Source organism: Bradyrhizobium genosp. A (assembly GCF_049949275.1).
GTDB lineage: Bacteria > Pseudomonadota > Alphaproteobacteria > Rhizobiales > Xanthobacteraceae > Bradyrhizobium.
The window spans coordinates 2,704,156-2,724,904 of record NZ_CP188196.1 but is presented as its reverse complement, the minus strand read 5'-3'; the positions used below and the strand labels follow the sequence as shown (position 1 = coordinate 2,724,904).

19 protein-coding genes are annotated in these 20,749 nt (G+C 63.6%); 7 read left to right on the top strand and 12 right to left on the bottom strand.

Translation table 11 applies throughout. From position 1 onward, the window contains the following. The 4 genes from ACP2YP_RS12640 to ACP2YP_RS12625 form a co-directional block, all read right to left on the bottom strand. A complete protein-coding gene (locus ACP2YP_RS12640) occupies window positions 1-1,341 on the bottom strand; it encodes a TRAP transporter large permease (protein WP_426424491.1) in 1,341 nt (446 codons plus the stop codon). Next, on the bottom strand, window positions 1,338-1,916 hold the full coding sequence (locus ACP2YP_RS12635) for a TRAP transporter small permease (RefSeq protein ID WP_426424490.1): 579 nt from the start codon (window positions 1,914-1,916) through the stop codon (window positions 1,338-1,340). The genes ACP2YP_RS12640 and ACP2YP_RS12635 overlap by 4 nt, the downstream gene beginning before the upstream one ends. Before the next feature lie 219 nt (window positions 1,917-2,135). Continuing rightward, entirely contained in the window at window positions 2,136-3,143 is a 1,008-nt protein-coding gene (locus tag ACP2YP_RS12630) for a TRAP transporter substrate-binding protein (protein ID WP_426424489.1), read from the bottom strand. A gap of 62 nt (window positions 3,144-3,205) precedes the next feature. Further along, complete coding sequence (locus ACP2YP_RS12625; RefSeq protein ID WP_426424488.1) at window positions 3,206-4,924, bottom strand: IlvD/Edd family dehydratase; 1,719 nt, start codon at window positions 4,922-4,924, stop codon at window positions 3,206-3,208. Between the two features lie 178 nt (window positions 4,925-5,102). Between ACP2YP_RS12625 and ACP2YP_RS12620 the strand changes: the two genes are divergently transcribed. The 3 genes from ACP2YP_RS12620 (at window position 5,103) to ACP2YP_RS12610 (ending at window position 6,548) form a co-directional block, all read left to right on the top strand. Continuing rightward, window positions 5,103-5,789: a GntR family transcriptional regulator gene (locus ACP2YP_RS12620; protein WP_426424487.1), complete on the top strand. Its 687-nt coding sequence runs from the start codon at window positions 5,103-5,105 to the stop codon at window positions 5,787-5,789. Window positions 5,790-6,123: 334 nt separating this feature from the next. Next, entirely contained in the window at window positions 6,124-6,333 is a 210-nt protein-coding gene (locus ACP2YP_RS12615) for a hypothetical protein (protein WP_426424486.1), read from the top strand. Window positions 6,334-6,398: 65 nt separating this feature from the next. Then, window positions 6,399-6,548, top strand: coding sequence for a hypothetical protein (locus ACP2YP_RS12610; protein ID WP_426424485.1), 150 nt, complete (start codon window positions 6,399-6,401; stop codon window positions 6,546-6,548). A gap of 217 nt (window positions 6,549-6,765) precedes the next feature. Here ACP2YP_RS12610 and ACP2YP_RS12605 read toward each other — a convergent pair whose 3' ends face one another. Both ACP2YP_RS12605 and ACP2YP_RS12600 read right to left on the bottom strand, forming a co-directional pair. After that, window positions 6,766-7,218, bottom strand: coding sequence for a DoxX family protein (locus tag ACP2YP_RS12605; protein ID WP_426424484.1), 453 nt, complete (start codon window positions 7,216-7,218; stop codon window positions 6,766-6,768). Between the two features lie 173 nt (window positions 7,219-7,391). Beyond that, the gene (locus ACP2YP_RS12600) at window positions 7,392-8,216 is read right to left on the bottom strand and encodes an NAD-dependent epimerase/dehydratase family protein (protein ID WP_426424483.1); all 825 of its coding nucleotides are present in this window, start codon (window positions 8,214-8,216) and stop codon (window positions 7,392-7,394) included. 91 nt (window positions 8,217-8,307) lie between these two features. Between ACP2YP_RS12600 and ACP2YP_RS12595 the strand changes: the two genes are divergently transcribed. Next, the gene (locus tag ACP2YP_RS12595) at window positions 8,308-9,276 is read left to right on the top strand and encodes an SMP-30/gluconolactonase/LRE family protein (protein ID WP_426424482.1); all 969 of its coding nucleotides are present in this window, start codon (window positions 8,308-8,310) and stop codon (window positions 9,274-9,276) included. Window positions 9,277-9,475: 199 nt separating this feature from the next. On the opposite strand, the gene ACP2YP_RS12590 is transcribed toward ACP2YP_RS12595, so the two are convergent. Both ACP2YP_RS12590 and ACP2YP_RS12585 read right to left on the bottom strand, forming a co-directional pair. Next, complete coding sequence (locus ACP2YP_RS12590; RefSeq protein ID WP_426424481.1) at window positions 9,476-10,906, bottom strand: aldehyde dehydrogenase family protein; 1,431 nt, start codon at window positions 10,904-10,906, stop codon at window positions 9,476-9,478. Window positions 10,907-11,206: 300 nt separating this feature from the next. After that, on the bottom strand, window positions 11,207-13,570 hold the full coding sequence (locus ACP2YP_RS12585) for a transketolase (protein ID WP_426424480.1): 2,364 nt from the start codon (window positions 13,568-13,570) through the stop codon (window positions 11,207-11,209). Between the two features lie 136 nt (window positions 13,571-13,706). On the opposite strand from ACP2YP_RS12585, the gene ACP2YP_RS12580 reads away from it, so the two are divergent. The 3 genes from ACP2YP_RS12580 to ACP2YP_RS12570 all read left to right on the top strand — a co-directional run bounded on the left by ACP2YP_RS12580 (window position 13,707) and on the right by ACP2YP_RS12570 (window position 16,671). Further along, entirely contained in the window at window positions 13,707-14,168 is a 462-nt protein-coding gene (locus ACP2YP_RS12580; protein ID WP_301267550.1) for an Lrp/AsnC family transcriptional regulator, read from the top strand. Window positions 14,169-14,275: 107 nt separating this feature from the next. Next, window positions 14,276-15,196: a polyphosphate kinase 2 gene (gene ppk2, locus ACP2YP_RS12575; RefSeq protein ID WP_426424479.1), complete on the top strand. Its 921-nt coding sequence runs from the start codon at window positions 14,276-14,278 to the stop codon at window positions 15,194-15,196. A 47-nt stretch (window positions 15,197-15,243) separates the two neighbouring features. Then, on the top strand, window positions 15,244-16,671 hold the full coding sequence (locus ACP2YP_RS12570; protein ID WP_426424478.1) for a TAXI family TRAP transporter solute-binding subunit: 1,428 nt from the start codon (window positions 15,244-15,246) through the stop codon (window positions 16,669-16,671). Here ACP2YP_RS12570 and ACP2YP_RS12565 read toward each other — a convergent pair. The 4 genes from ACP2YP_RS12565 to ACP2YP_RS12550 form a co-directional block, all read right to left on the bottom strand. Next, the gene (locus ACP2YP_RS12565) at window positions 16,649-17,728 is read right to left on the bottom strand and encodes a zinc-binding dehydrogenase (protein ID WP_426424476.1); all 1,080 of its coding nucleotides are present in this window, start codon (window positions 17,726-17,728) and stop codon (window positions 16,649-16,651) included. The genes ACP2YP_RS12570 and ACP2YP_RS12565 overlap by 23 nt on opposite strands. A gap of 60 nt (window positions 17,729-17,788) precedes the next feature. Next, window positions 17,789-18,730, bottom strand: coding sequence for a DMT family transporter (locus ACP2YP_RS12560; protein WP_426426127.1), 942 nt, complete (start codon window positions 18,728-18,730; stop codon window positions 17,789-17,791). Window positions 18,731-18,919: 189 nt separating this feature from the next. Beyond that, a complete protein-coding gene (locus tag ACP2YP_RS12555; RefSeq protein ID WP_426424475.1) occupies window positions 18,920-19,759 on the bottom strand; it encodes an aldo/keto reductase in 840 nt (279 codons plus the stop codon). Window positions 19,760-19,805: 46 nt separating this feature from the next. Continuing rightward, window positions 19,806-20,708 (bottom strand): SMP-30/gluconolactonase/LRE family protein, encoded by a 903-nt coding sequence (locus ACP2YP_RS12550; protein WP_426426126.1) that lies wholly within the window; start codon window positions 20,706-20,708, stop codon window positions 19,806-19,808. Between the last annotated feature and the right edge of the window lie 41 nt (window positions 20,709-20,749).

Below are 20,749 nucleotides of genomic sequence, written 5' to 3'. Positions count from 1 at the left end.
TCACTTCGGACAGATGTAGCCCGTCCCCGCCGGCGACTTGAAGCAGCCGACCGATTCCGGCAGCACCTGCTGCGGCAGCCACAGCACCACGCTCGGGAAATAGATCGCAAACGCAATGGTGGCGAAGAACACGACATAGATCGGCAGCGCCGCGCGTAGCGCTTTCGCAAAACTGACGCCAACGAATTTCGACGCCATCAAGAGCACGAGGCCGTAAGGCGGCGTAATCAGGCCGAAGGCGAGCGTCGCGATCAACACCACGCCCATGTGCACGCCGTTGATGTCACCGGCTTCCGTCAGCGTGTTGACCAAAGGCATGAAGATGATGATGGTCGGCACCGGCTCGATGAAATCGCCAACCACGGTGAACAGCAGCACCATCAGCAGCATGATCAGATGCGGATCGTTGCCCGCGATCGAGGTGATCATGTCGGCGATGTAGCTGGCACCGCGCAAGTACGCGAGCATCCAGCCGAAGGCGTTGGCGGCGCCGATGGTGATCAGCGGCAGCGAGAAGATCAGGCCGGCGAGGCAGAAATCATACGGGATCTTCCGGAAATGGCCGCGATTGAGCGCGGGGATCACGACCAGGATGATCCAGACCACGGCGACGACGCCGGCCTCCGTCGGCGTGAACCAGCCAGTCAGGATGCCGCCGAGCAGGATCACCGGGATCATCAGCGGCAGGGCCGCGTCGCCGGCCGCAAACACGATCTGCCGTAGCGGCGCGCGGGGCTTGCGCAGGCCCGAGGGCCCGAAGAAATAGCAATAGATCATCAGCCCGAAGCCGATCATCAGGCCGGGAACCACGCCGGCCATGAACAAGCCGGCGATCGAGACGTTGCCGACCGCGCCATAGACCACCGCGGTGATGCTCGGCGGCACCAATGCCGCGATGGTCGAGGCCGACGCAATGATTGCGGCGATGAAGGCGGGCTCGTAACCCTCGCGCTTCATCGGGCCGCCGAGTGCGCGGCTCATCACGGCGACGTCGGCCGTGGTCGAGCCCGACATCTCCGAGAAAAACATGCTGAAGACGACCACGACCTGCGACAGCCCGCCCCTGATGTGCCCGACCAGCGACACCGAGAGATTTGCTATTCGCACCACCACATTGGCCGAGCTCATGAGCTCGCCGACCAGCAGGAAGAACGGGATCGCCAGCAGCGCCTCGGAATCGACGCCGTCAAAGATTTTCTGGATGATCGCGGCGAGCGACACGTCGGACAGGATCGCGCCGATGAATACTCCGGCCATCAGCGAGAACGGCACGGGCACGCCGAGATAGCCGAACGACAGGAAGCAGATCGACATCAACGCCAGGACGACGGGTGCGCTCACGGCTGCGCCCTCATTTGCGCTTCGGTCACGACCGACGCGGCGTCCTCGTCGGGTGGCTCGGGATGGTCAAAGCCGTTGCGCAAGCCATTGACGAGCTGCTCGATGGTGAACAGGCCGACCAGGACTCCGGAGAGCGGAATAATCGCATAAAGCGAGGCGATCGGCGTGCCCGACGGCAGGCGGAAGCTGCCGAAGCCGCGCAGATAGTTCTGGTAGCCGTACCAGATCAGGCAGAAGGCGACGCCGAGCACGATGAGGCGGATGATGGTCTCGACGATGATCCTGGGCGTGCCATGCATCGCCTCGGAGATCGCGGTGAGATAGAGGTGGTCGTTGCGGCGCGTCGCCACGGCCGTCCCGATGAAGATCGCATAAATGAACAGCGTCGAGGTGACTTCCTGGAGCCACAGCCAGGGATGGCCGATGGTACGGGTGACGATGTCGGCGGTCACCGACAGAGAGAAACCGAAGCACAGCACGCCGCACAGGATCATGAGCGCCAGCTCGAGCCAGTCCAGCCAGCGCCATTTCAGATGGCGCTGGCGTTGGAGAACAAGCTTGTCGGCGATGGCCATTGTTACCCTCGTCGTCCCGGCTTAACGCAGGAGTGGGCTTTGGAACGGTGCTAGTCGATCGTTCACCTCTCCCGTAGGGAGAGGTCGGACCGCATCGCAAGATGCGGTCCGGGTGAGGGGTTACAGTCTCACTAAACGCTGCGGCCCCTCACCCGGATTGCTGCGCAATCCGACCTCTCCCCGATGGGGAGAGGTAAAGCGCGGCACGCCGCGCTTGAGCTAATTAATCGACCGGATCAAGTCCTTGATCTTCTCGGCGTGCGGGCCGAGCTCCCTGGCGAGCTTGTCGAGATAGGGATTGGCGATCGCCGCAAAGCTCTTCTTGTCGACGTTATCGACGACCTTGACGCCCATCTTCTTCAGCTTCTCGGCCGCGGCCCGCTCGAGGTCGAACGCCTTTGCCGGCTCCTTGGTGCTGATCTCGTTCGCCGCGGTCTGCACCCAGCCCTTCTGCTCGGCCGACAGGCTCTGCCAGAGCTTGTCGGAGACGAACACCAGCGCGTTGTTGGCCTCGTGCTCGGTGATGTTCAGCACCGGCGCGACCTCGTAGTGCTTGTTGACGAGGTAGACGTTGATGCTGTTCTCGGCGACGTCGACCACGCCGGTCTGCAAGCTCGTGTAGACGCTGCCAAACGGCATGTGCACGGTCTGGGCGCCGTAGGCCGGGAACATGGTGTCTTCAGTGGCGGTCGCCTGCACGCGGACCTTCAGGCCCTTGATGTCGCCGACATTGTGGATCTCCTTCTTGGAGTACATGTGGCGCACGCCCTGCGAGCCCGTGCCGATGAGGTGCAAACCCTGCGTAGTCTCATCGATCATGGTCTTGAGGGCCTCGAACACGTTGGGGTCGGCCAGCCCCTTGATCACGTGGTTCTCGTCGCGGAACAGGTAGTGCAGCGACATAACGCCGGCCTGCGGCGAGATCGTCGCGGTATTGGCTGAAGAAACGATGGAGAATTCGACGTCGCCGGCTTTGACGAGCTGGAGCACCTGCGGCTCCTGCCCGAGCTGCGCGCCCGGATACTGGTCGATGATCATGGTGCCTCTGCTCAATTCCTTGAGCTTGTCGGCAAAGAGGTCGCCGGCGATCGAGTAGCCGGTGTTACGGGGCTGGTCATAAGCGAAGCGATAATGCTTCACCTCCTGCGCCCCCGCGCCCGTGACGAACAGCATGGCGGCCGCAGCCGCCAATCCATGTAAGAACCTTGGCAAGGATCGTGCAATCATCGTCTCCCCCTGTTTTTATCGCCCGCCGCTTTTAGCGGCCTCGGCGCTCGTTCGAGTGGTTGTCAGCCCTTCTCAGTCCTTGGTCCAGTCCTCTGCATAAAGTCGAAGTCGCAGCCCTCGTCGGCCTGCATGATGGTTTCGTTGAATAGCCAGGCGTAGCCGCGCCGCACTTCATCTGGCGCGGCCGCAGGCCTCAAGGCGGCGCGCCGGCGCTCCAGCTCGGCGGCATCGACCAGCAGCTCGATGCTGCGCTTGGCCACGTCGAGACTGATCTTGTCGCCGTTCTTCACCAGCGCCAGCGGGCCGCCGACGGCGGATTCCGGCGTGATGTGCAGCACGATGGTGCCGAACGCGGTGCCGCTCATGCGCGCGTCCGAAATCCGCACCATGTCCTTGATGCCGTTGCGCGCGAGCTTTTTCGGAATCGGCAGATAGCCAGCCTCGGGCATGCCGGGCGCGCCCTTCGGGCCGGCATTGCGCAGCACCAGCACGTCGTCGGCGGTGACATCGAGATCGGGGTCGTCGACCCGCAAGGTCATGTCCTCGACGGATTCGAACACCACCGCCCGCCCGGTGTGCTGCAACAGTTTTGGGCTCGCAGCCGACTGCTTGATGACAGCGCCACGCGGCGCGAGATTGCCGTGCAGGACGGCGAGGCCGCCTTCCTTCTTGATCGGATTGTCGCGCGACCGGATCGCGTTCTGACCGGGCACGTCCTCGGCATTCGCGACGACATCGCTCAGCGTCTGGCCGCTGATTGTCTTGGCATCGAGATCGACGAGATCGCCGAGCTGCGCCAGCAGTTTCGGCACGCCGCCGGCGTGATGGAAATGCTCCATATAATGCTCGCCGGACGGCTTGAGATCGACCAGCACCGGCACCTCGCGGCCGATCTGGTCGAACACTTCGAGGTTGAGCCGGTGTGGCGAGCGATGCGCCATCGCGGTCAGATGGATCAGGCCGTTGGTCGAGCCGCCGATCGCCTGCAGCACGACTTGCGCATTCCTGAACGAGGCCGGTGTCAGCACTTCGCTCGGCTTCGGGCCCTTGGTCTTGGCCATCCCGGCGGCAACCCGGCCGCTCGCCTCTGCCAGACGGAAACGCTCGGCATGCGGCGCCGGAATGGTCGCACTCATCGGCAGCGACAGGCCCATGGCTTCGATCATGCAGGCCATGGTGGAAGCCGTGCCCATCACCATGCAAGTGCCGACGGACGGCGCGAGACGGCCGTTCACGGCTTCGATCTCGGCATCGTCGATCTCGCCCGCACGATACTTGCCCCACAGCCTGCGGCAGTCGGTGCAGGCGCCCAGCACCTCGCCCTTGTGATGACCGACGACCATCGGCCCGACGGGGATCACCACGGTCGGCAGGTCGGCGCTGATCGCAGCCATGACTTGCGCGGGAAGCGTCTTGTCGCAGCCGCCGATCACGATCACCGAATCCATCGGCTGAGCCCGGATCATCTCCTCAGTGTCCATCGCCATCAGATTGCGCAGATACATCGAGGTCGGATGCGCAAAGCTCTCGGCGATCGAGATGGTCGGAAACACGAACGGCATCGCACCCGACAGCATCACGCCGCGCTTGGCGGCCTCGATGATCTCCGGGACGTTGCCGTGGCAGGGATTGTAGTCGCTGTAGGTGTTGGTGATGCCGACGATCGGGCGCTCCAGCGCGTCGTCGGAATAGCCCATGGCCTTGATGAACGCCTTGCGCAGGAACAGCGAGAAGCCGGCATCGCCATAGCTCGTCAGACCCTTGCGCAAACCACTCGTCATCATGCCACTCCTGCGTTGCCATTGTGGTACAGCCTGCCCCCTGATTGTCAATAACACCGTGAAATATTCGGCCAGATCGGCGTCATGGCACCCCTCCCCAAGACAGATTATTGACAATCTGGACCTTCCCTGCTCCACAGAAGCGGCTGGACCTGGGCGCGGGCCGGGAGGCTGAGGCATGACCGACACTGCAAGCGCTGAACTGGCAACGCTCCGCCGCGACGATCCGGACGACGTCGTCGCGCGGCTGGAGGAGGACATCATCTTCGGCCGCCTCGCACCGGGCGCGCGCCTGACCGAGGACGCGCTGATGTCGCGTTACGGCACGTCGCGGCACTTCGTGCGCCAGGCATTGGTGGATGCGGAGCGCCGCGGCATCGTCCGCCGCGAGAAGAATGTCGGCGCCACCGTGCGATTCTATTCGGCCGAAGAGGTCCGGCAGATCTACGAAGTCAGGGAGATGCTGACGCGGCAGGCCGCGCTGATGATCCCCCTGCCCGCGCCGCGCGGCCTGATCGACGAATTGACCGCGCTGCAACGGCAGTATTGCGCAAAGGCCGACGTGCAGGATCTGCGCGGCATCCACGAGGCCAACGACGCCTTTCACCTCGCGCTGTTCTCCGCCTGCGGCAATCCCTATCTGGTCCGCTCGCTCCAGGACTACATGAACTTGACCCTGCCGATGCGCGCCAAGAACCTCGCCGACCGCGACGGGCTCGCGCAGTCGCGGCGCCAGCACGAGCTGATGATCGAGCTGTTGAAAGGCCGCGACAGCTGGGCGCTGGCCCAGCTGTGTGTGGACCACATGCAGTTCAGCAAATCGGATTATCTGGCGCGGATCGCGGACGAGGCGACGGGACGCTAGGGCGCGCACGCGATCAGCTCGATGACATCTCGGTCCGCGTTGCATCCAACGACGATCGCAGCCAGTGGTAAGTCATTTCGCGCTATAGTTGGATTTTTGATCGCAGGGCGTCTCTCTTAGGTTGTCCGACGAAGTTCTGCTGAAACAAAAGGCTGCTATCGTGGATTTTGGGTCACTAGCCCTGTGCCTTTTTTTACTCCGACAAGCCAGCCAATCGCCTCTGAGCAATTGAATGAGGGCGGCTCGTGAACGAGCTCACATTGTGCAGTCATCAATGGGGCTAAGGTCATCCGGAAATTCGTGGTGGAAATATTTCTATAGCGACAGTCAAACGATGGGGGTGATCATGCCCACCATAGTCGACCTGCTCTACGTCGAATATTGCCGCGCCCGTCTCGCTGAAATGCGGAAACAGCTGCTGATCGCGGGTGAAAATCCTGAAGTCCGCCAAGCGGACTACGATCCTGCTGAGCAGGGTCGTGCCGGCACGGCAGACGCGCAGCACGAATTCGGTCGCGGCGCGACGGATGGAAGAGGCCACTGAACAAGAGCCTCTCTTTTGCGCAGCAGACTCCTCAGATTTCAAGAGAGTGTTTTAAGGAGAGCGTGATGCCCGAGACATTGGAAAGCCTGTTGTGGTGTGCCGCGCTCGCGACGTGGCTGATGCTTTTATTCGGGCTCATAAGCGAGCGCCTGAAGCCGCTTTCAAGATTTATCAGCCGACTGATCGAGGGGGCTTTCAGGCTCAAGGCGAAGTGACGCAGTGACGGCCTTATAGGCGCGGTTGACAGCTGCGAAGCCGGCAGAGCCGCGCGTGGCGTTGATGGCGTCGAGACAAACGGACCAGCCGGGGCCCATCGTGCGGCTGAAATCTCTCGCATATCGGCGAGAGGGCCGACGACGCTCGCACTGACTCCAAGCAAGCTGTCATCGGCTGGATATCAGGCTGCGGGAGAGGCTGAATCAAACAAAGCTGCTATCCTGCCAGCTTCCGATCGAGGGAGAACCGGCCGCCTCCGGTGACAAAGATCAACATAGCGCCTCCCATGATCGATATATTCTTCAAAAAATTATTGTACTGTCCAATCTGCTGCGGACCGGGATATTCCCAGTAGCGATGGGCGATCGCAGTAGCCAGCAATACAAACAAAAAAACCAAAACCGCGCAGTAACGCGTACCAATGCCGAGTATCAAACCAGCCGACATCAGCACCTCCAGTGCGACGGTCGTCGTCGTGAACAGCTCAGGCGCCGGAACGTTCAGCGACCTGAAATAACCCACTGAGCCGCTGAAGTTGGTAATCGCTCCGTACGCGCTTCCAACGAAGATCCATGCAAGCAGGATGCGGCCGATCAGAATCAGGAGGTCGGCATTCGTGGCGGCGAACTCGTCGACCCGAGATGTAACCGAGTGAGAGCGGAATAGCATGGCCTTGCCCCAGCGTTCTTGCTGTCGGAGGGCGGCACGTGAATGTCGATGGTAATACCACGACCGGCGAACCGGATGAAGAGCGATTGCCGGGCCGAGCGCCGTTCGCCTCCCCCCGCGCGGGGCCGCTTGCGGGGAGAGGGAGCGCACCGCCATTGCGGCGATAACTCGACCTACCGCTTATTCCAGTCGATGATCCGGCTCGTGTCGCCATCGAACTCGAGGCTCGCAAACGCCCCGCCCTGATAATGGTCGCCGATCGGATCGGACTTCAGCTTGGCCTGTTCGGCCATCGCGTGTGCCACATGATCCTCGGAGCGGCCGGTGGGGCGATAGCCGAATTCGTAGGCGCGGTGGTTGTCCCACCAGGCGCGCTCGTTCAGCGACACGCCATAAAACACCTCGAAATGAATGTCGGGATGCTCGAGCCCGATCTGGCAGAGCTGCACCAGGTCCTCCGGCTTCAGCCACATCGCGATGCGGCGATGATCGAGCGGCCGCTCGTCGCAATTGCCGATGCGGATGCAGGTGACCTTCAGCCCGTGCTTGTCGGCATAGAGGGCGCCGACGGCTTCACCGAACACCTTGCTGACGCCATAGCGGCCGTCAGGGCGCACGGTGACGTCGGTGCCGATCTTGTGGTGGCGCGGGTAGAAGCCGACGACGTGGTTGGACGAGGCGAACACCACGCGCTTGACGCCCTTGCGGTACGCCGCCTCGAACAGATTGTAGCCGCCGATGATGTTGGCCTGGAGGATGTCGCCCCACGGGCCCTCGACCGAATAGCCGCCGAAATGGATGATGCCGTCGACGCCTTCGCAGATCGCCTCTACTTGCGCGAGGTCGGACAGGTCTGCCGCCTTGAACTGCTCGTTCGAGCCGAGATCGGCGGGCGGGCGGATGTCAGAGAGCAGGAGGTCCGGATAAATCGGCGGCAGCAGTTTCCGCAGGCGCGTTCCGATTCCGCCAGAAGCTCCCGTCATCAAGATGCGCGGCATGTCTTTCCTCGTATTTGGCGACCGATTTGCGGTCGTGGATCACTGATGGTAGCAGACCTGGATAGAGGGAACGCAACAACGAGACCTGCACATGAACGATGCATCGTCCCACACTCGAGGCTGGCAACCGGCGACCTATTACCCCGATCCGGCGATAAAAGCACTGGACCCCCGCTTCGAAAAATACTGGTTGAAACTTTCGGCGGTGGAACGGCTGGCGACCGGCCTGCGCTGGGCCGAGGGGCCGGTCTGGTTTGGCGACGGGCGCTATCTGCTCTGCAGCGACATCCCGAACCAGCGCATCATCAAATGGGAGGAGGAGACCGGCGCGGTGTCGGTTTTCCGAAAACCCTCGAATTTCGCCAACGGCAACACCAGGGATCGTCAGGGCCGCCTGGTCACCTGCGAGCACGGCGGCCGTCGCGTGACCCGCACCGAATATGACGGCGAGATCACGGTGCTGATGGATTCATTTGACGGCAAGCGGCTGAACTCGCCGAACGACATCGTGGTCAAGTCCGACGGCTCGATCTGGTTCACCGATCCCACCTTCGGCCTGCTCGGAAATTACGAGGGCTACAAGGCGGAGCCCGAGATCGAGCCGAACGTCTACCGGCTCGATCCGGTGAGCCGCAAGGCGACCATTGTCGCCGAGGGCGTGCTTGGGCCGAACGGGCTGTGCTTCTCGCCGGACGAGAAGATCCTCTATGTGGTGGAATCGCGCGGCGTGCCGAACCGAAAGATCCTCGCCTATGACGTCTCCGCGGATGGCACCACGATCTCCAACAAGCGCGTCCACATCGATGCAGGTCCGGGCACGCCGGACGGCATGCGCTGCGACATCGACGGCAATCTCTGGTGCGGCTGGGGCATGGGCGATCCCGAGCTCGACGGCGTCGTGGTGTTCGCGCCCGACGGCGTCATGATCGGCCGCATCGCGCTGCCCGAGCGCTGTGCCAATCTCTGCTTCGGCGGCGTCAAGCGCAACCGCCTGTTCATGGCGGCGAGCCAGTCGATCTACGCGCTGTATGTGAACACGCAAGGCGCGGTGGGGGGATAGGCGCTCCGCACCGACGGTCTCGTAGGGTGGGCAAAGCGAAAGCGTGCCCACCACGTCTTGCTCGGCTCGTGATGGTGGGCACGTCGCTTCGCTCCTTTGCCCACCCTACGGCACCTCGCCTGTCGAGACACTTCAGCAAAAAACAAAAAGCGCCGGAGCGGTTTCCCGCTCCGGCGCATGTTTGTTCAGGCGCTAAAACTTACGCCGCGTTGAAGCCGGCGACGGCCTTCACTTCGAGGAAGTCCTCGAGGCCGTACTTGCCCCACTCGCGACCGTTGCCCGACTGCTTGTAGCCGCCGAACGGCGCGGTGCGGTCGTTGGGCACGCCCTGGAGGTTGACGTTGCCGGCGCGGATCTGACGACCGACGCGCTTGGCGTTCTCGACCGTGTCGGCCGTGACGTAACCAGCGAGGCCATACGGCGTGTCGTTGGCAATGTGCACGGCCTCGGCTTCGTCCTTGGCGCCGAGAATGGTCAGCACCGGCCCGAAGATCTCTTCACGGGCGATCGTCATCTCGGGGGTGACGTCGGCGAAGATGGTCGGGCGGACGTAGAAGCCCTTGTTGACGCCTTCGGGCAGGCCGGGGCCGCCGGCGACAAGCGTTGCGCCCTCGTCAATGCCCTTCTTGATCAGCGCCTGGATCTTGTCCCACTGGCCGCGGTTGACGACAGGGCCGATGGTGGTGCCTTCGGCGCGCGGATCGCCCGCCTTGGTCTTGTCGGCGACAGCCTTCGCGATCGCGGCGACTTCCTTCATCTTCGACAGCGGCACGATCATGCGCGAGGGCGCGTTGCAGGACTGCCCGGAGTTGTTGAACATGTGCATCACGCCGCCGGTCACCGCCTTCTGCAGGTCGGCACCTTCGAGGATGACGTTCGGCGACTTGCCGCCGAGCTCCTGGCTGACGCGCTTCACGGTCGGAGCGGCGCGCTTCGCAACGTCGATGCCGGCGCGGGTCGAGCCGGTGAAGGAGATCATGTCGATGTCGGGGTGCTCGCTCATCGCGGCGCCGACCTCGGGGCCCAGGCCGTTGACGAGGTTGAACACGCCCTTCGGCACGCCGGCTTCATGGAGGATTTCCGCGAAGATCAGCGCCGAGGTCGGCGTGAACTCCGACGGCTTCAGGATCATGGTGCAGCCGGCGGCGAGCGCGGGCGCGACCTTGCAGGCGATCTGGTTGAGCGGCCAGTTCCAGGGCGTGATCATGCCGACCACACCGACCGGCTCGCGCAGCACCATGGCGGTGCCGACCGGCTCCTCGAAATGATAATTCTTGAGCACGTCGAGCGTGGTCATGAGATGGCCAAGGCCGGCACCGGCCTGGAGCTTTTCCGCCATCGGTAGCGGCGCGCCCATCTCGTCGGAGACCGCAGCGCCGATCTCCTTGAGACGGCCCTTGTAGACCTCGATGACTTTGCTGAGCAGCGCCACGCGCTCCTCACGGCTGGTCTGGGAGAATGTTGCAAAAGCGCGCTTGGCGGCAGCAACGGCCTTGTCCACGTCGGCCTTGGAGCCCAGCGCAACCTCGTACATCGCCTCTTCCGTCGCCGGATTGACGACCGCGGTGGACTTCTTGACGGCGGGATCGACCCAGGCGCCGTCGATGTAGAATTGCATGCGATTGACCATCGTTAACCTCTTCTTGGGGGCTTGGGGGGCGTTTCGGCAGGCATCCTTGCACGAAAGCGCCGGCAATTGAACCCGCCATATGCGGGGCCAGCGTTGCGGCAGACGCGCGGAATATGGGGCGTGCGTTAGGCTGAGGCAAGCGCCATGGGTCCCGGCTCAGCGTCGCGTCATTTCATGCCGCGCCGCGTCCGGGACACGAGATTGTAGCTAGTCCAAACGGCTCTCGTGCCCCGGACGCAGCGCAGCGCTACTTCAGCGGTGCGCTGCAGAGCCGGGGCCCACGCGCCCTGGTCACCCCCACTACACCGCCATCTTCCGATGCAGCACCGGCGCGCCGGTGGTGAGGCTTTCCGCCGCATCGATGATGGCGTTCGCGTCGATGCCGTAGTGGCGATAGAGGTCGGCGATGGTGCCGGTCTGGCCGAACTGCTCGACGCCGAGCGCCTCGACGCGATGGCCGTGGACACTGCCGAGCCAGCCGAGCGCGGAAGGATGGCCATCGATCACGGTCACGATGCCGCAGTCGCGGGTGAGCGGCGCCAGCAGCTTTTCGATGTGGCTGAGGTGCTGCACGCCGCGCCGGTCGCGCCGCAATTTCCGTGCGGCGGTCCAGCCTGAGTGAAGACGATCGGCTGAGGTGATCGCAAGCAGGCCGATGTCGCGGCGGCTCTCGCCGATGAAGCCGGTCGCCTCGATCGCTTCGGGCGCGACCGCGCCGGTATAGGCGATCACGAGTTCGGCATTGGGGCCCGGCTTGCGCAGCCAGTAGGCGCCCTCGGTAATGCCCTGCTGCAGTTCAGGCGTCATGATCCGCTGCGCCTGCTCGATCGAGCGCGTCGAGAGCCGCAAATAGACCGAGCCGCCCTCGCCCGGATCGCGCTGCATGTGGTCAAAGCCGAAAGCCATGATCACGGCGAGCTCGTCGACGAAGGCCGGCTCGAACGAGGCCAGCCCGTCCTGCGCCATGCCGATCAGCGGCGTCGCGATCGACTGGTGCGCGCCGCCTTCCGGCGCGAGCGTGATGCCTGATGGCGTCGCCGCCACCATGAAGCGCGCATCCTGGTAGCAGGCGTAGTTCAGCGCATCGAGGCCGCGCTCGATGAAGGGATCGTAGAGCGTGCCGACCGGCAAGAGCCGCGCGCCATTGATCTGGTGCGACAGGCCAAGCGCGGAGAGCATGATGAACAGGTTCATCTCGGCGATGCCGAGCTCGAGATGCTGGCCCTTCGGCGAGGCGTCCCAGTTGTAGGTCGAGGGAATTTTCTCGCTGCGGAATAAGTCCGCCTTCTCGGCATTGGCAAACAGGCCGCGCCGGTTCACCCACGGGCCGAGATTGGTCGAGACCGTGACATCGGGCGAGGTCGTGACGATGCGTTGTGCCAGCTCGCTGTCGCCGCGCGCGACCTCGTTCAGCACGAGGCCAAAGCCCTGTTGCGTCGACATCTGCGGCGCCGGCTTGAACGCGAGTTGCTGCGGCACCTCGATCACAGGCGCGGTCAGCCGGCGGCCGTCCTTGTTGAACGGCGCGCGCGCGAGGAACGCGTCGAGCTCGGCGGGAGCTTGCGTCAGGCCCTCATACTTGTCCCATTCGTGGCCGGGCCGGATGTTCTGGCTCTCGCGATATTTCTCCATCTGCGCGACCGTCATCAGGCCGGCGTGGTTGTCCTTGTGGCCCTGGAACGGCAGGCCGACGCCCTTGATGGTGTAGGCGATGAAGCACACCGGGCGATCGTGATCGATGGACTCGAACGCCTCGAGCATGCTCGCCATGTCGTGGCCGCCGAGGTTCGACATCAGCGCCAGCAATTCCTCGTCGCTGCGCTTGTCGATCAGCTTCGTAATCGGCCCCTGGTCGCCGATCTCGTCGTGCAAATGCTTGCGGAAGGCGGCGCCACCCTGGAAGCACAGCGCCGCGTAGAGCGCGTTCGGGCAATTGTCGATCCAGCGCTTCAGCGCCTCGCCGCCGGGTTCGGCAAAGGCCTCGCGCATCAGGCGACCGTATTTCACGATCACCACGTCCCAGCCGAAATTGCGGAACATGGTCTCGAACTTTTCCCAGAGACCTTCGCGCACGACGGCATCGAGCGACTGGCGGTTGTAGTCGACCACCCACCAGGTGTTGCGCAGGCCGTGCTTCCAGCCTTCGGCCAGCGCTTCGAAGATGTTGCCCTCGTCCATCTCGGCGTCGCCGACCAGCGCGATCATCCGCCCTTCGCGGCGATCCTTCATCCAGCCATGCGCCTTGACGTAATCCTGCACCAGCGAGGCGAACAGCGTCTGCGCAACGCCGAGGCCGACCGAGCCGGTCGAGAAATCGACGTCGTCGACATCCTTGGTGCGCGATGGATAGGACTGCGCGCCCTTGAAGCCGCGGAAATTCTCCAGCTTCTCGCGGGTCTGCCGGCCGAACAGATATTGGATGGCGTGGAACACCGGGCTCGCATGCGGCTTCACCGCGACACGGTCCTCAGGACGCAACACGCTAAAATACAGCGCCGACATGATGGTGGCGAGCGAGGCCGAGGAGGCCTGATGTCCCCCGACCTTCAGTCCATCCGTGTTCGACCGTACGTGGTTGGCATGATGGATGGTCCAAGACGACAGCCACAACGCCTTGCGGGCCAGCGCGGTCAATGTGTCGAGACGGGCGGAATCAACGGGCATGGCAAATGCTCCCGGACAACAGGTGAGGCGATGATACGCCTGCGGGCGGCACCAAACTTCTCAATTTTTCGCGCCGTACCTTCAAATATTGGGATATTTTACCAACGATACCCAGCCAAACACAGGTTCCATCCCAATGCCCGAGCTCGACGCCATCGACCGCAAAATCCTCAGCCACCTGCAGACCGACAGCCGGCTGACCATGCAGGAGCTCGCCGACAAGGTCGGATTGTCGGTCTCGCCCTGCCATCGCCGGGTCAAGCTGCTGGAGGAGCGAGGCGTCATCTCGCGCTACATCGCAACCGTGGACCAGAAGGCTCTGGGTTTGCATGTCAGCGTTTTCATCTCGATCAAGCTGGCGCGGCAGAAAGAGGAGGACCTCAACCGTTTTGCCCGCGCCATCTCGAAATGGGACGAGGTGCTGGAATGCTATCTGATGACCGGCAACCGCGACTATCTCTTGCGCGTGGTGGCGGCCGACCTCGCCTCCTACGAGACCTTCCTCAAGACCAAGCTGACCCGGCTCGACGGCATTGCCTCGATCGAGTCCAGCTTTGCGCTCAGCCAGGTCAAATATTCGATCGCGTTGCCGGTCTGACGGGCCCGCCGGGCATTTCGGAACCGGCCAGCCGCCGGTGTCACATGGACGCAATAAACCCCGCCGATGGTCACCGGCGACAGGCACCCTTGGCCCGAGAGAGACCCATGACTGCATCCGACCGCACCTCCCAGACCGCCAGGCGCGAGCGCATCATCCAGGAGATGGCCGACGATCTCGACGAGGAGCTGGAGATGGAGCTGGATGATGCCCGTCTCGACGAACTTCTGGACGAGACTGATGTCCTTAACCCGACGGTCGACCGCAGGCTCTATTTCCGCGAGCTGCTCCGGCTCCAGGGCGAGCTGGTCAAGCTGCAGGACTGGGTGCAGAGCGAGAAGAAGAAGGTCGTCGTGCTGTTCGAGGGCCGCGACTCCGCCGGCAAGGGCGGCGTCATCAAGCGCATTACCCAGCGCCTCAATCCGCGCATCTGCCGCGTTGCAGCCCTCCCGGCGCCGAGCGAGCGCGAGCGCACGCAATGGTATTTCCAGCGCTACGTCTCGCATCTGCCCGCGGGCGGCGAAATGGTGCTGTTCGACCGCAGCTGGTACAATCGCGCCGGCGTCGAGCGCGTGATGGGCTTCTGCACCGACGAGCAGTACCAGGAGTTCTTCCAGACAGTGCCTGAGTTCGAGCGGATGCTGATCCGCTCCGGCATCATTCTGGTCAAGTACTGGTTCTCGATCACCGACGACACGCAGCAGTTCCGCTTCACCATGCGCATCCGGGATCCGCTGAAGCAGTGGAAGCTAAGCCCGATGGACGTCGAGGCGCGCAGCCGCTGGGAGCAATACACCAAGGCCAAGGAGACGATGCTGGAGCACACGCATCTGCCGGACTCGCCGTGGTGGATCGTCGACGCCGTCGACAAGAAGCGCGCGCGCCTCAACTGCATCGCGCATCTGCTCAGCCAGATCCCCTACCAGGAAGTCGGCCGCGCGCCCGTCGTGCTGCCGCCGCGCGTGCGCAACCCCGACTATCACCGCGGTCCGATCCCGCCGGAGATGTACGTGCCTTCGAAGTACTGACAGCACCCGCCGCGTTGGCGCGCCAGCTTGCCGATGAGGACAGCAAGATGCCCGTGCCGAGCGATCTGAGCGTAACGAGGGGCTCCCCCTCCCGCCGCCGCAATCGCCTCGGCCCGTGGCTCGCGGTGGCGAGCCTGCTGTCGCTCCTCACGGTCGCGCTCGCACTTGCCTATTGGCTCTGGCAGCCGGCGACGCTGCGGTTCGCCGTCGGACCGGCCGGCAGCGACGACCAGACACTTGTGCTTGCCATCGCCAAGGCGATCGAGGCGAAAAGCAGCGCGGTGCGGCTGACGCCGATCGAGACCGACGGCACACTGCAAAGCCTCAATCTGCTTGGTGGCGGCAAGACCGATCTCGCGGTCGCGCGCGGCGACCTCGCCATGCCACCCGATGCCAATTCCGTTGCGATCCTGCGCCGGAATTTTGTGGTGCTGTGGGCGCCGACGGGGCGCAAGGGCGTGCCCAAGTCGAAGGTCACGGACATCGCCTCGCTCAGCGGCCGCCGCATCGGCATCGTCGGCCTCGGCGACGCCAACCCCAATCTGCTGCGCGTCATCCTGGCCGAGTCTGGCGTCAATCCGCAGAAGGTGACGACCACCCAGTTCGGCACCGACCGCATCTCGGAGATGACCCAGGACACCACGCTCGACGCCTTCATGTTGGTGGGCGCGCTAGACGACAAGGTTATCGCCGAGACGATTGCCGCCACCACGCGCCTGCGCGGCGAGCCGAAGTTCCTCTCCGTCGACGTCTCCGAGGCCATCGCCGAGCGGCATCCGCTCTACGAATCCGAGGAAATCCCGGCGAGCGCATTTGGTACGACGCCTCAGCGGCCCGACGACAAGATCGAGACCATCGCCGTCAATCATCTGATCGTGGCACCGAGCTCGCTGTCCGACGACACGGTTGGCGCCTTCACCCGCCAGCTGTTCGCGGTCCGGCCGTCGCTGGTCAAGGAGCTGCCCAGCGCCAGCCACATCCAGAAGCCCGACACCGACAAGGACGCGGCACTGCCGGCGCATCCGGGGGCTGCCGCCTATATTGACGGCAACGAACGCAGCTTCATGGACAAGTACAGCGACTACATCTGGGGCGTGGTGCTGCTGCTCTCCGGTCTCGGCTCGGTTGCCGCATGGTTGCGGCACTATTTGCGGCGCGACGAGCGCGGCGAGAACGCGTTGCATCGCGACCGCCTGCTTAACGCGATCTCCAGCGTGCGCGAGGCGACCTCGCTCGACGATCTCGCCGCCATGCAGAGCGCGGCCGACGACATTTTGCGCGAAACGCTCCTCTGTCACGAGGACGGCGCCATCGAAGACGGCGATCTCGCCGCCTTCGGCCTCGTGCTGGCGCAATTCCATCAGGCGATCGTCGATCGCCGGGCTGTGATCGCCCAGATGGGCCACGCCGATGTCACGCAAAAATCCGACGGCGCCGTGCTTCAGCCGTTCCCTATTTCCACGGCTGCACGATGATCTTGGTGTGGGCCTCGGGATTGGCGAGATCGGCGAACGCCTTTGCGACGCCATCGATGCCGACCTCGGCGGTTACCATGGCAGCAGCATCCACCTGCCCTTCCGCGATCAGGCGCAGCGACGCCGAAAACTCCTCCGGCGTGTAACCGAGCACGTACTGGACGTTGAGCTCCTTCATGATGCCGAGCATGGGCTCGCTTTTGTCGCTCTCCATGCAGACGCCGACCACGACGATCTTGGCATCGCGCGGGGCGCCTTCGAACACCTGCTGCAGCAGGCCGGGCACACCGACGCATTCGAAGATGACCGCGGGCTTCAGCGCCGGCAGCATGGCCTGGATCGGCGGCCGCGCCGCCTTCTCCGCCTCCGACATTTGTGCGTGCTCCGCCCAGGTCGCATAGGGCTGCGACACCCTGGGGTCGATAACAATGTCGGCACCGAGCTTTGCGGCGAGCGCCCGACGCGCCGGCGAATAGTCGGCGGCAACGATCGGGTGCAGGCCCTTGATCCTGAGCGCGGCGATCACCGCGAGCCCAACCGGGCCGCAGCCGATTACCAGCGGCACCTCGCCGCCGCTGATGTTGGCCTTTGCAACCGCGTGGACGCCGACCGCGAGCGGTTCGGTCAGCGCGGCATGTTCCGGCGCGAGACCGTTCGGCACTTCCAGCAGCAGCGGCTCGCTGAGCAGCATCTGCTCCGCGTAGCCTCCGACAAAGTCATTGGAATAGCCGATGCCCTTGATACCCTCCGGCGTCAGCAACGCCGGCAGCGAGCACACATGCGTACCCGGCCTAAGCTTGCGCGCGGTGCCGGGGCCATAATCGACGATCTCGCAGCAGAACTCGTGGCCAAAGACGACGTCGCGCGACAGGTCCATCGGCGTTCGCCCGGTCTTCTTCGCCATCTCCACCATTCGTGGCGCGTGCTGGCGTGCGTGCAGGTCGGACCCGCAGATGCCGCAGGCGAGCGTCTTGACCAGCACCTGGCCGGGGCCCGGCTTCGGCTCGGCCATCCGGTCTACGACAATCTCACCGTTCCTGAAAATCGCAGCGCGCATCCGGCTCCTCCCATATCGTTGGAGCCGTTGATAGCACGAAGCGGGATGCTTGGACTTGCGTCAGGGGTTCGGGGAACGCTCTTCCAGCACGAGGAGCTGGGCGCGGCGGATGCGCTCGCGATGGGCGATGTAGAGGCCGCTGGCGACGATGAAGGCCGCGCCCGTGACGGTCCAGATATCAGGCAGCTCGCCGAACAGGAAGAAGCCCAGAATGCTCACCCACAGCAGCTGCGTGTACGAGAACGGCGCCAGCACCGAGGCATCGCCGTAGCGATAGGCAAGCACGATGATCCACTGGCCGATCGTGGAGGCAAGGCCGATCACGATGCCGAGGCCAATCGCGGTCCAGGTCGGCGTGACCCAGAGGAACGGCACCATCACGCTGAGGATCGCAACACCGGTGAGCGCCGAGTACGCCATCGTGGTGAGCACGGCTTCCCGGCCGCTCATCAGGCGCGTCAAAATCAATGCGGCAGCCCAGCAGAACGCCGAGACGATCGGGAAGAAGGCGGCGACGTGGAACGCGCTCGAACCCGGCCGCAGGATGATCATCACGCCCACAAGGCCGATCGCGGTCGCGATCCAGCGGCGCATGCCGACCTTCTCGCTGAGAAAGATGATCGACAGCGCGGTGACGAACAGCGGCGAGACGAAGCCGGTGGCCGAGGCTTCCGCGATGGGGAGGAAGCGCAACCCTGTGATGAAGAACAGCGAGGAGCCGAGCAGCGCGACGCCGCGCATCAATTGCAGCCCGAGACGTTCGGTGCGCATCGCATGCAGCGGCGAGCCCGGCAGCATCACCGGCGTGAACATCAGCGCGAAGGTGACGAAGCGGATCCAGGTGATCTCGATCGACGGCAGGCTGGTCGAGAGATATTTCGCGGTGACGTCGGAGCAGCCGAGAAACACCGTCGACAGCAGCACCAGCGCAATGCCCCTGAAGGGATGATCGACGCGCGCAGGCGCACGGCGCGTCTGCTGCTTCTTCTCCGGCACGGGCATGGAAATACTGTCGAGCCTTGCGGCTGCGGCGGGCGGCGGTGTCACGGCTGGAACTCTGGGAAAACGACGATTCGGGAACGATCGTAAAAAACGACATATGCGCCGCTTTCACAACTTCCGAAAACAGGATGCCGATATGCGCTCAGGTCCGCGCGCGTCAATACTCCATTAATAACGGGCCTTTGTGCACTACAGCATGGGCAGACTGCGCCGCTTCGGACCGCGCGGAAACGCCGCATCCAACGCCGAAATCTCCTCTTTCGTCAGCACGAGATCGCCGGCGGCCGCATTTTCGCCGGCATGTTCGGCGGACGACGCTTTCGGGATCGCGAACACCGTAGTCGCACGGGTGAGAAAGCTCAGCGCGACCTGACGCGGCGTCGCGCAACGCGCTTCCGCAATGCGCGCGAGCACGGCGCCGCCTTGGCTGCGCTCATCGGGAAAATCATCGTGCCCGAACGGCGAATAGGCGACGACGGCAACGCCGTGCCTCTCACACCAGGGAATGACGGCATGCTCGATCGAGCGTTCCTTGAGATGATAGAGCACCTGATTGCAGGCGATCTTGCCTTCGCCGGATACATCGAGGATCTCGTCGAGATCGCCGGCGTCGAAATTGGAGACGCCCCAGGATTTGATCTTGCCGACTTTCACCAGCTCCTCGAATGCAGCGACAGTGTCTTCAAGGTCATACGACCCGCGCCAATGCAGCAGATAGCAATCGAGCCGATCGGTCTTCAGCCGCTTCAGCGAGCGCTCGCAGGCCGTGATGGTGCCGCGGCGCGATGCGTTGCTCGGCAGCACCTTTGAAACCAGGAACACCTCATCACGGCGGCCGGCGATCGCATCGGCAATGACGAGCTCGGCATCGCCATACATCTCGGCGGTGTCGATATGGGTCATGCCGAGATCGAGCCCGCGCTGCAGCGCGGCGATCGCGCGCTTGCGATCGCCATGGTCGAGATACCAGGTGCCCTGCCCGATCACGGAGACGTTGGCGCCGGTCTTGCCAAAGGGATGCGTGTTCATGTTGGTCTCCAGTACCGCTCTTTCGCTCAGGCAACCACCATCAAGCTCAGGAGTTCAATCCGCCGATGTCAGCAACCAGTACGCTGCCGGTCGCTGACTCCGTGATATAGAGCCGATCTCGCTTCGCGCCACCGATGGCGACATTGGTGCAGTTCGGTCCCGCACATGACTTGATCCGCGCGATCAGCTCACTATTCGGCGCGAACACGAAGACGTGGCCGAGCGAGGCGTGGCCGACGAACAGACGTCCTTTCGCATCCATGCTCATGCCGTCGGGACCTGATGTGCCGAACAGCGAGCAGAAGCGGCCAACCTTCGAGACACTGCCGTCCTTCATGAATGGCAGCCGCCACACCGCATTGTCGCGCGTCATCGCGACGAACAGCACGCTCTCGCTGGGGTCGAGCACCAGTCCGTTCGGGCTGATGCCGGTGTCGATGAGGCAATCGAGCCTGCCATTTGACGCCAGCCGATAGACGCGGCCGCTAGCGTCGTGCAGGCCGGTCTGGCCCTGGTCAGTGAAATAGATGTCGCCGTTGGAGGCGAGATGCAGATCGTTGCAACCGCGAAACGATTCCGAATTGCGCGCGGTGAGGATGGGCTTGATGCGGCCGGCCTTGGCATCGAGCTCCATGATGCCGTGCATGCAATCGGCCACCAGAATGCGGCCATCGGCGGCGATCTTCAGCCCGTTCGGCCAACCCTCATACTCGATCACCAGTGACCATTCGCCATCAGGCGCGATGCGGAAGATGCGGCCGAACGGAATGTCGACGATGTAGAGATTGCCATCTTTGTCGAAAGACGGCCCTTCAATAAAACTATCCGTCGGCACGCCCGGCCGGTTGGCATCGGCCCAATCCGTCTGCTCGCCCTTGCGGCGGAAGGTGTCGGGCATGGCGGAAAAGATTTTCGTCTCGATCAGGCGCGGTGGCGTTTCCAGATACATCATTGTTGTTTTGATAGCTGCTCTGTGGGCGGATTCCCAGC

What these genes read in the sequence shown, in the direction of transcription:
- ACP2YP_RS12585 (WP_426424480.1), bottom strand. Translation starts at nt 13,570, where the DNA reads ATGCCCGTTGATTCCGCCCGTCTCGACACATTGACCGCGCTGGCCCGC.
- ACP2YP_RS12630 (WP_426424489.1), bottom strand. Translation starts at nt 3,143, where the DNA reads ATGATTGCACGATCCTTGCCAAGGTTCTTACATGGATTGGCGGCTGCG.
- ACP2YP_RS12555 (WP_426424475.1), bottom strand. Translation starts at nt 19,759, where the DNA reads ATGAACACGCATCCCTTTGGCAAGACCGGCGCCAACGTCTCCGTGATC.
- ACP2YP_RS12620 (WP_426424487.1), top strand. Translation starts at nt 5,103, where the DNA reads ATGACCGACACTGCAAGCGCTGAACTGGCAACGCTCCGCCGCGACGAT.
- ACP2YP_RS12610 (WP_426424485.1), top strand. Translation starts at nt 6,399, where the DNA reads ATGCCCGAGACATTGGAAAGCCTGTTGTGGTGTGCCGCGCTCGCGACG.
- ACP2YP_RS12625 (WP_426424488.1), bottom strand. Translation starts at nt 4,924, where the DNA reads ATGACGAGTGGTTTGCGCAAGGGTCTGACGAGCTATGGCGATGCCGGC.
- ACP2YP_RS12565 (WP_426424476.1), bottom strand. Translation starts at nt 17,728, where the DNA reads ATGCGCGCTGCGATTTTCAGGAACGGTGAGATTGTCGTAGACCGGATG.
- ACP2YP_RS12615 (WP_426424486.1), top strand. Translation starts at nt 6,124, where the DNA reads ATGGGGGTGATCATGCCCACCATAGTCGACCTGCTCTACGTCGAATAT.
- ACP2YP_RS12590 (WP_426424481.1), bottom strand. Translation starts at nt 10,906, where the DNA reads ATGGTCAATCGCATGCAATTCTACATCGACGGCGCCTGGGTCGATCCC.
- ppk2 (WP_426424479.1), top strand. Translation starts at nt 14,276, where the DNA reads ATGACTGCATCCGACCGCACCTCCCAGACCGCCAGGCGCGAGCGCATC.
- ACP2YP_RS12580 (WP_301267550.1), top strand. Translation starts at nt 13,707, where the DNA reads ATGCCCGAGCTCGACGCCATCGACCGCAAAATCCTCAGCCACCTGCAG.
- ACP2YP_RS12600 (WP_426424483.1), bottom strand. Translation starts at nt 8,216, where the DNA reads ATGCCGCGCATCTTGATGACGGGAGCTTCTGGCGGAATCGGAACGCGC.
- ACP2YP_RS12560 (WP_426426127.1), bottom strand. Translation starts at nt 18,730, where the DNA reads ATGCCCGTGCCGGAGAAGAAGCAGCAGACGCGCCGTGCGCCTGCGCGC.
- ACP2YP_RS12605 (WP_426424484.1), bottom strand. Translation starts at nt 7,218, where the DNA reads ATGCTATTCCGCTCTCACTCGGTTACATCTCGGGTCGACGAGTTCGCC.
- ACP2YP_RS12550 (WP_426426126.1), bottom strand. Translation starts at nt 20,708, where the DNA reads ATGTATCTGGAAACGCCACCGCGCCTGATCGAGACGAAAATCTTTTCC.
- ACP2YP_RS12595 (WP_426424482.1), top strand. Translation starts at nt 8,308, where the DNA reads ATGAACGATGCATCGTCCCACACTCGAGGCTGGCAACCGGCGACCTAT.
- ACP2YP_RS12570 (WP_426424478.1), top strand. Translation starts at nt 15,244, where the DNA reads ATGCCCGTGCCGAGCGATCTGAGCGTAACGAGGGGCTCCCCCTCCCGC.
- ACP2YP_RS12635 (WP_426424490.1), bottom strand. Translation starts at nt 1,916, where the DNA reads ATGGCCATCGCCGACAAGCTTGTTCTCCAACGCCAGCGCCATCTGAAA.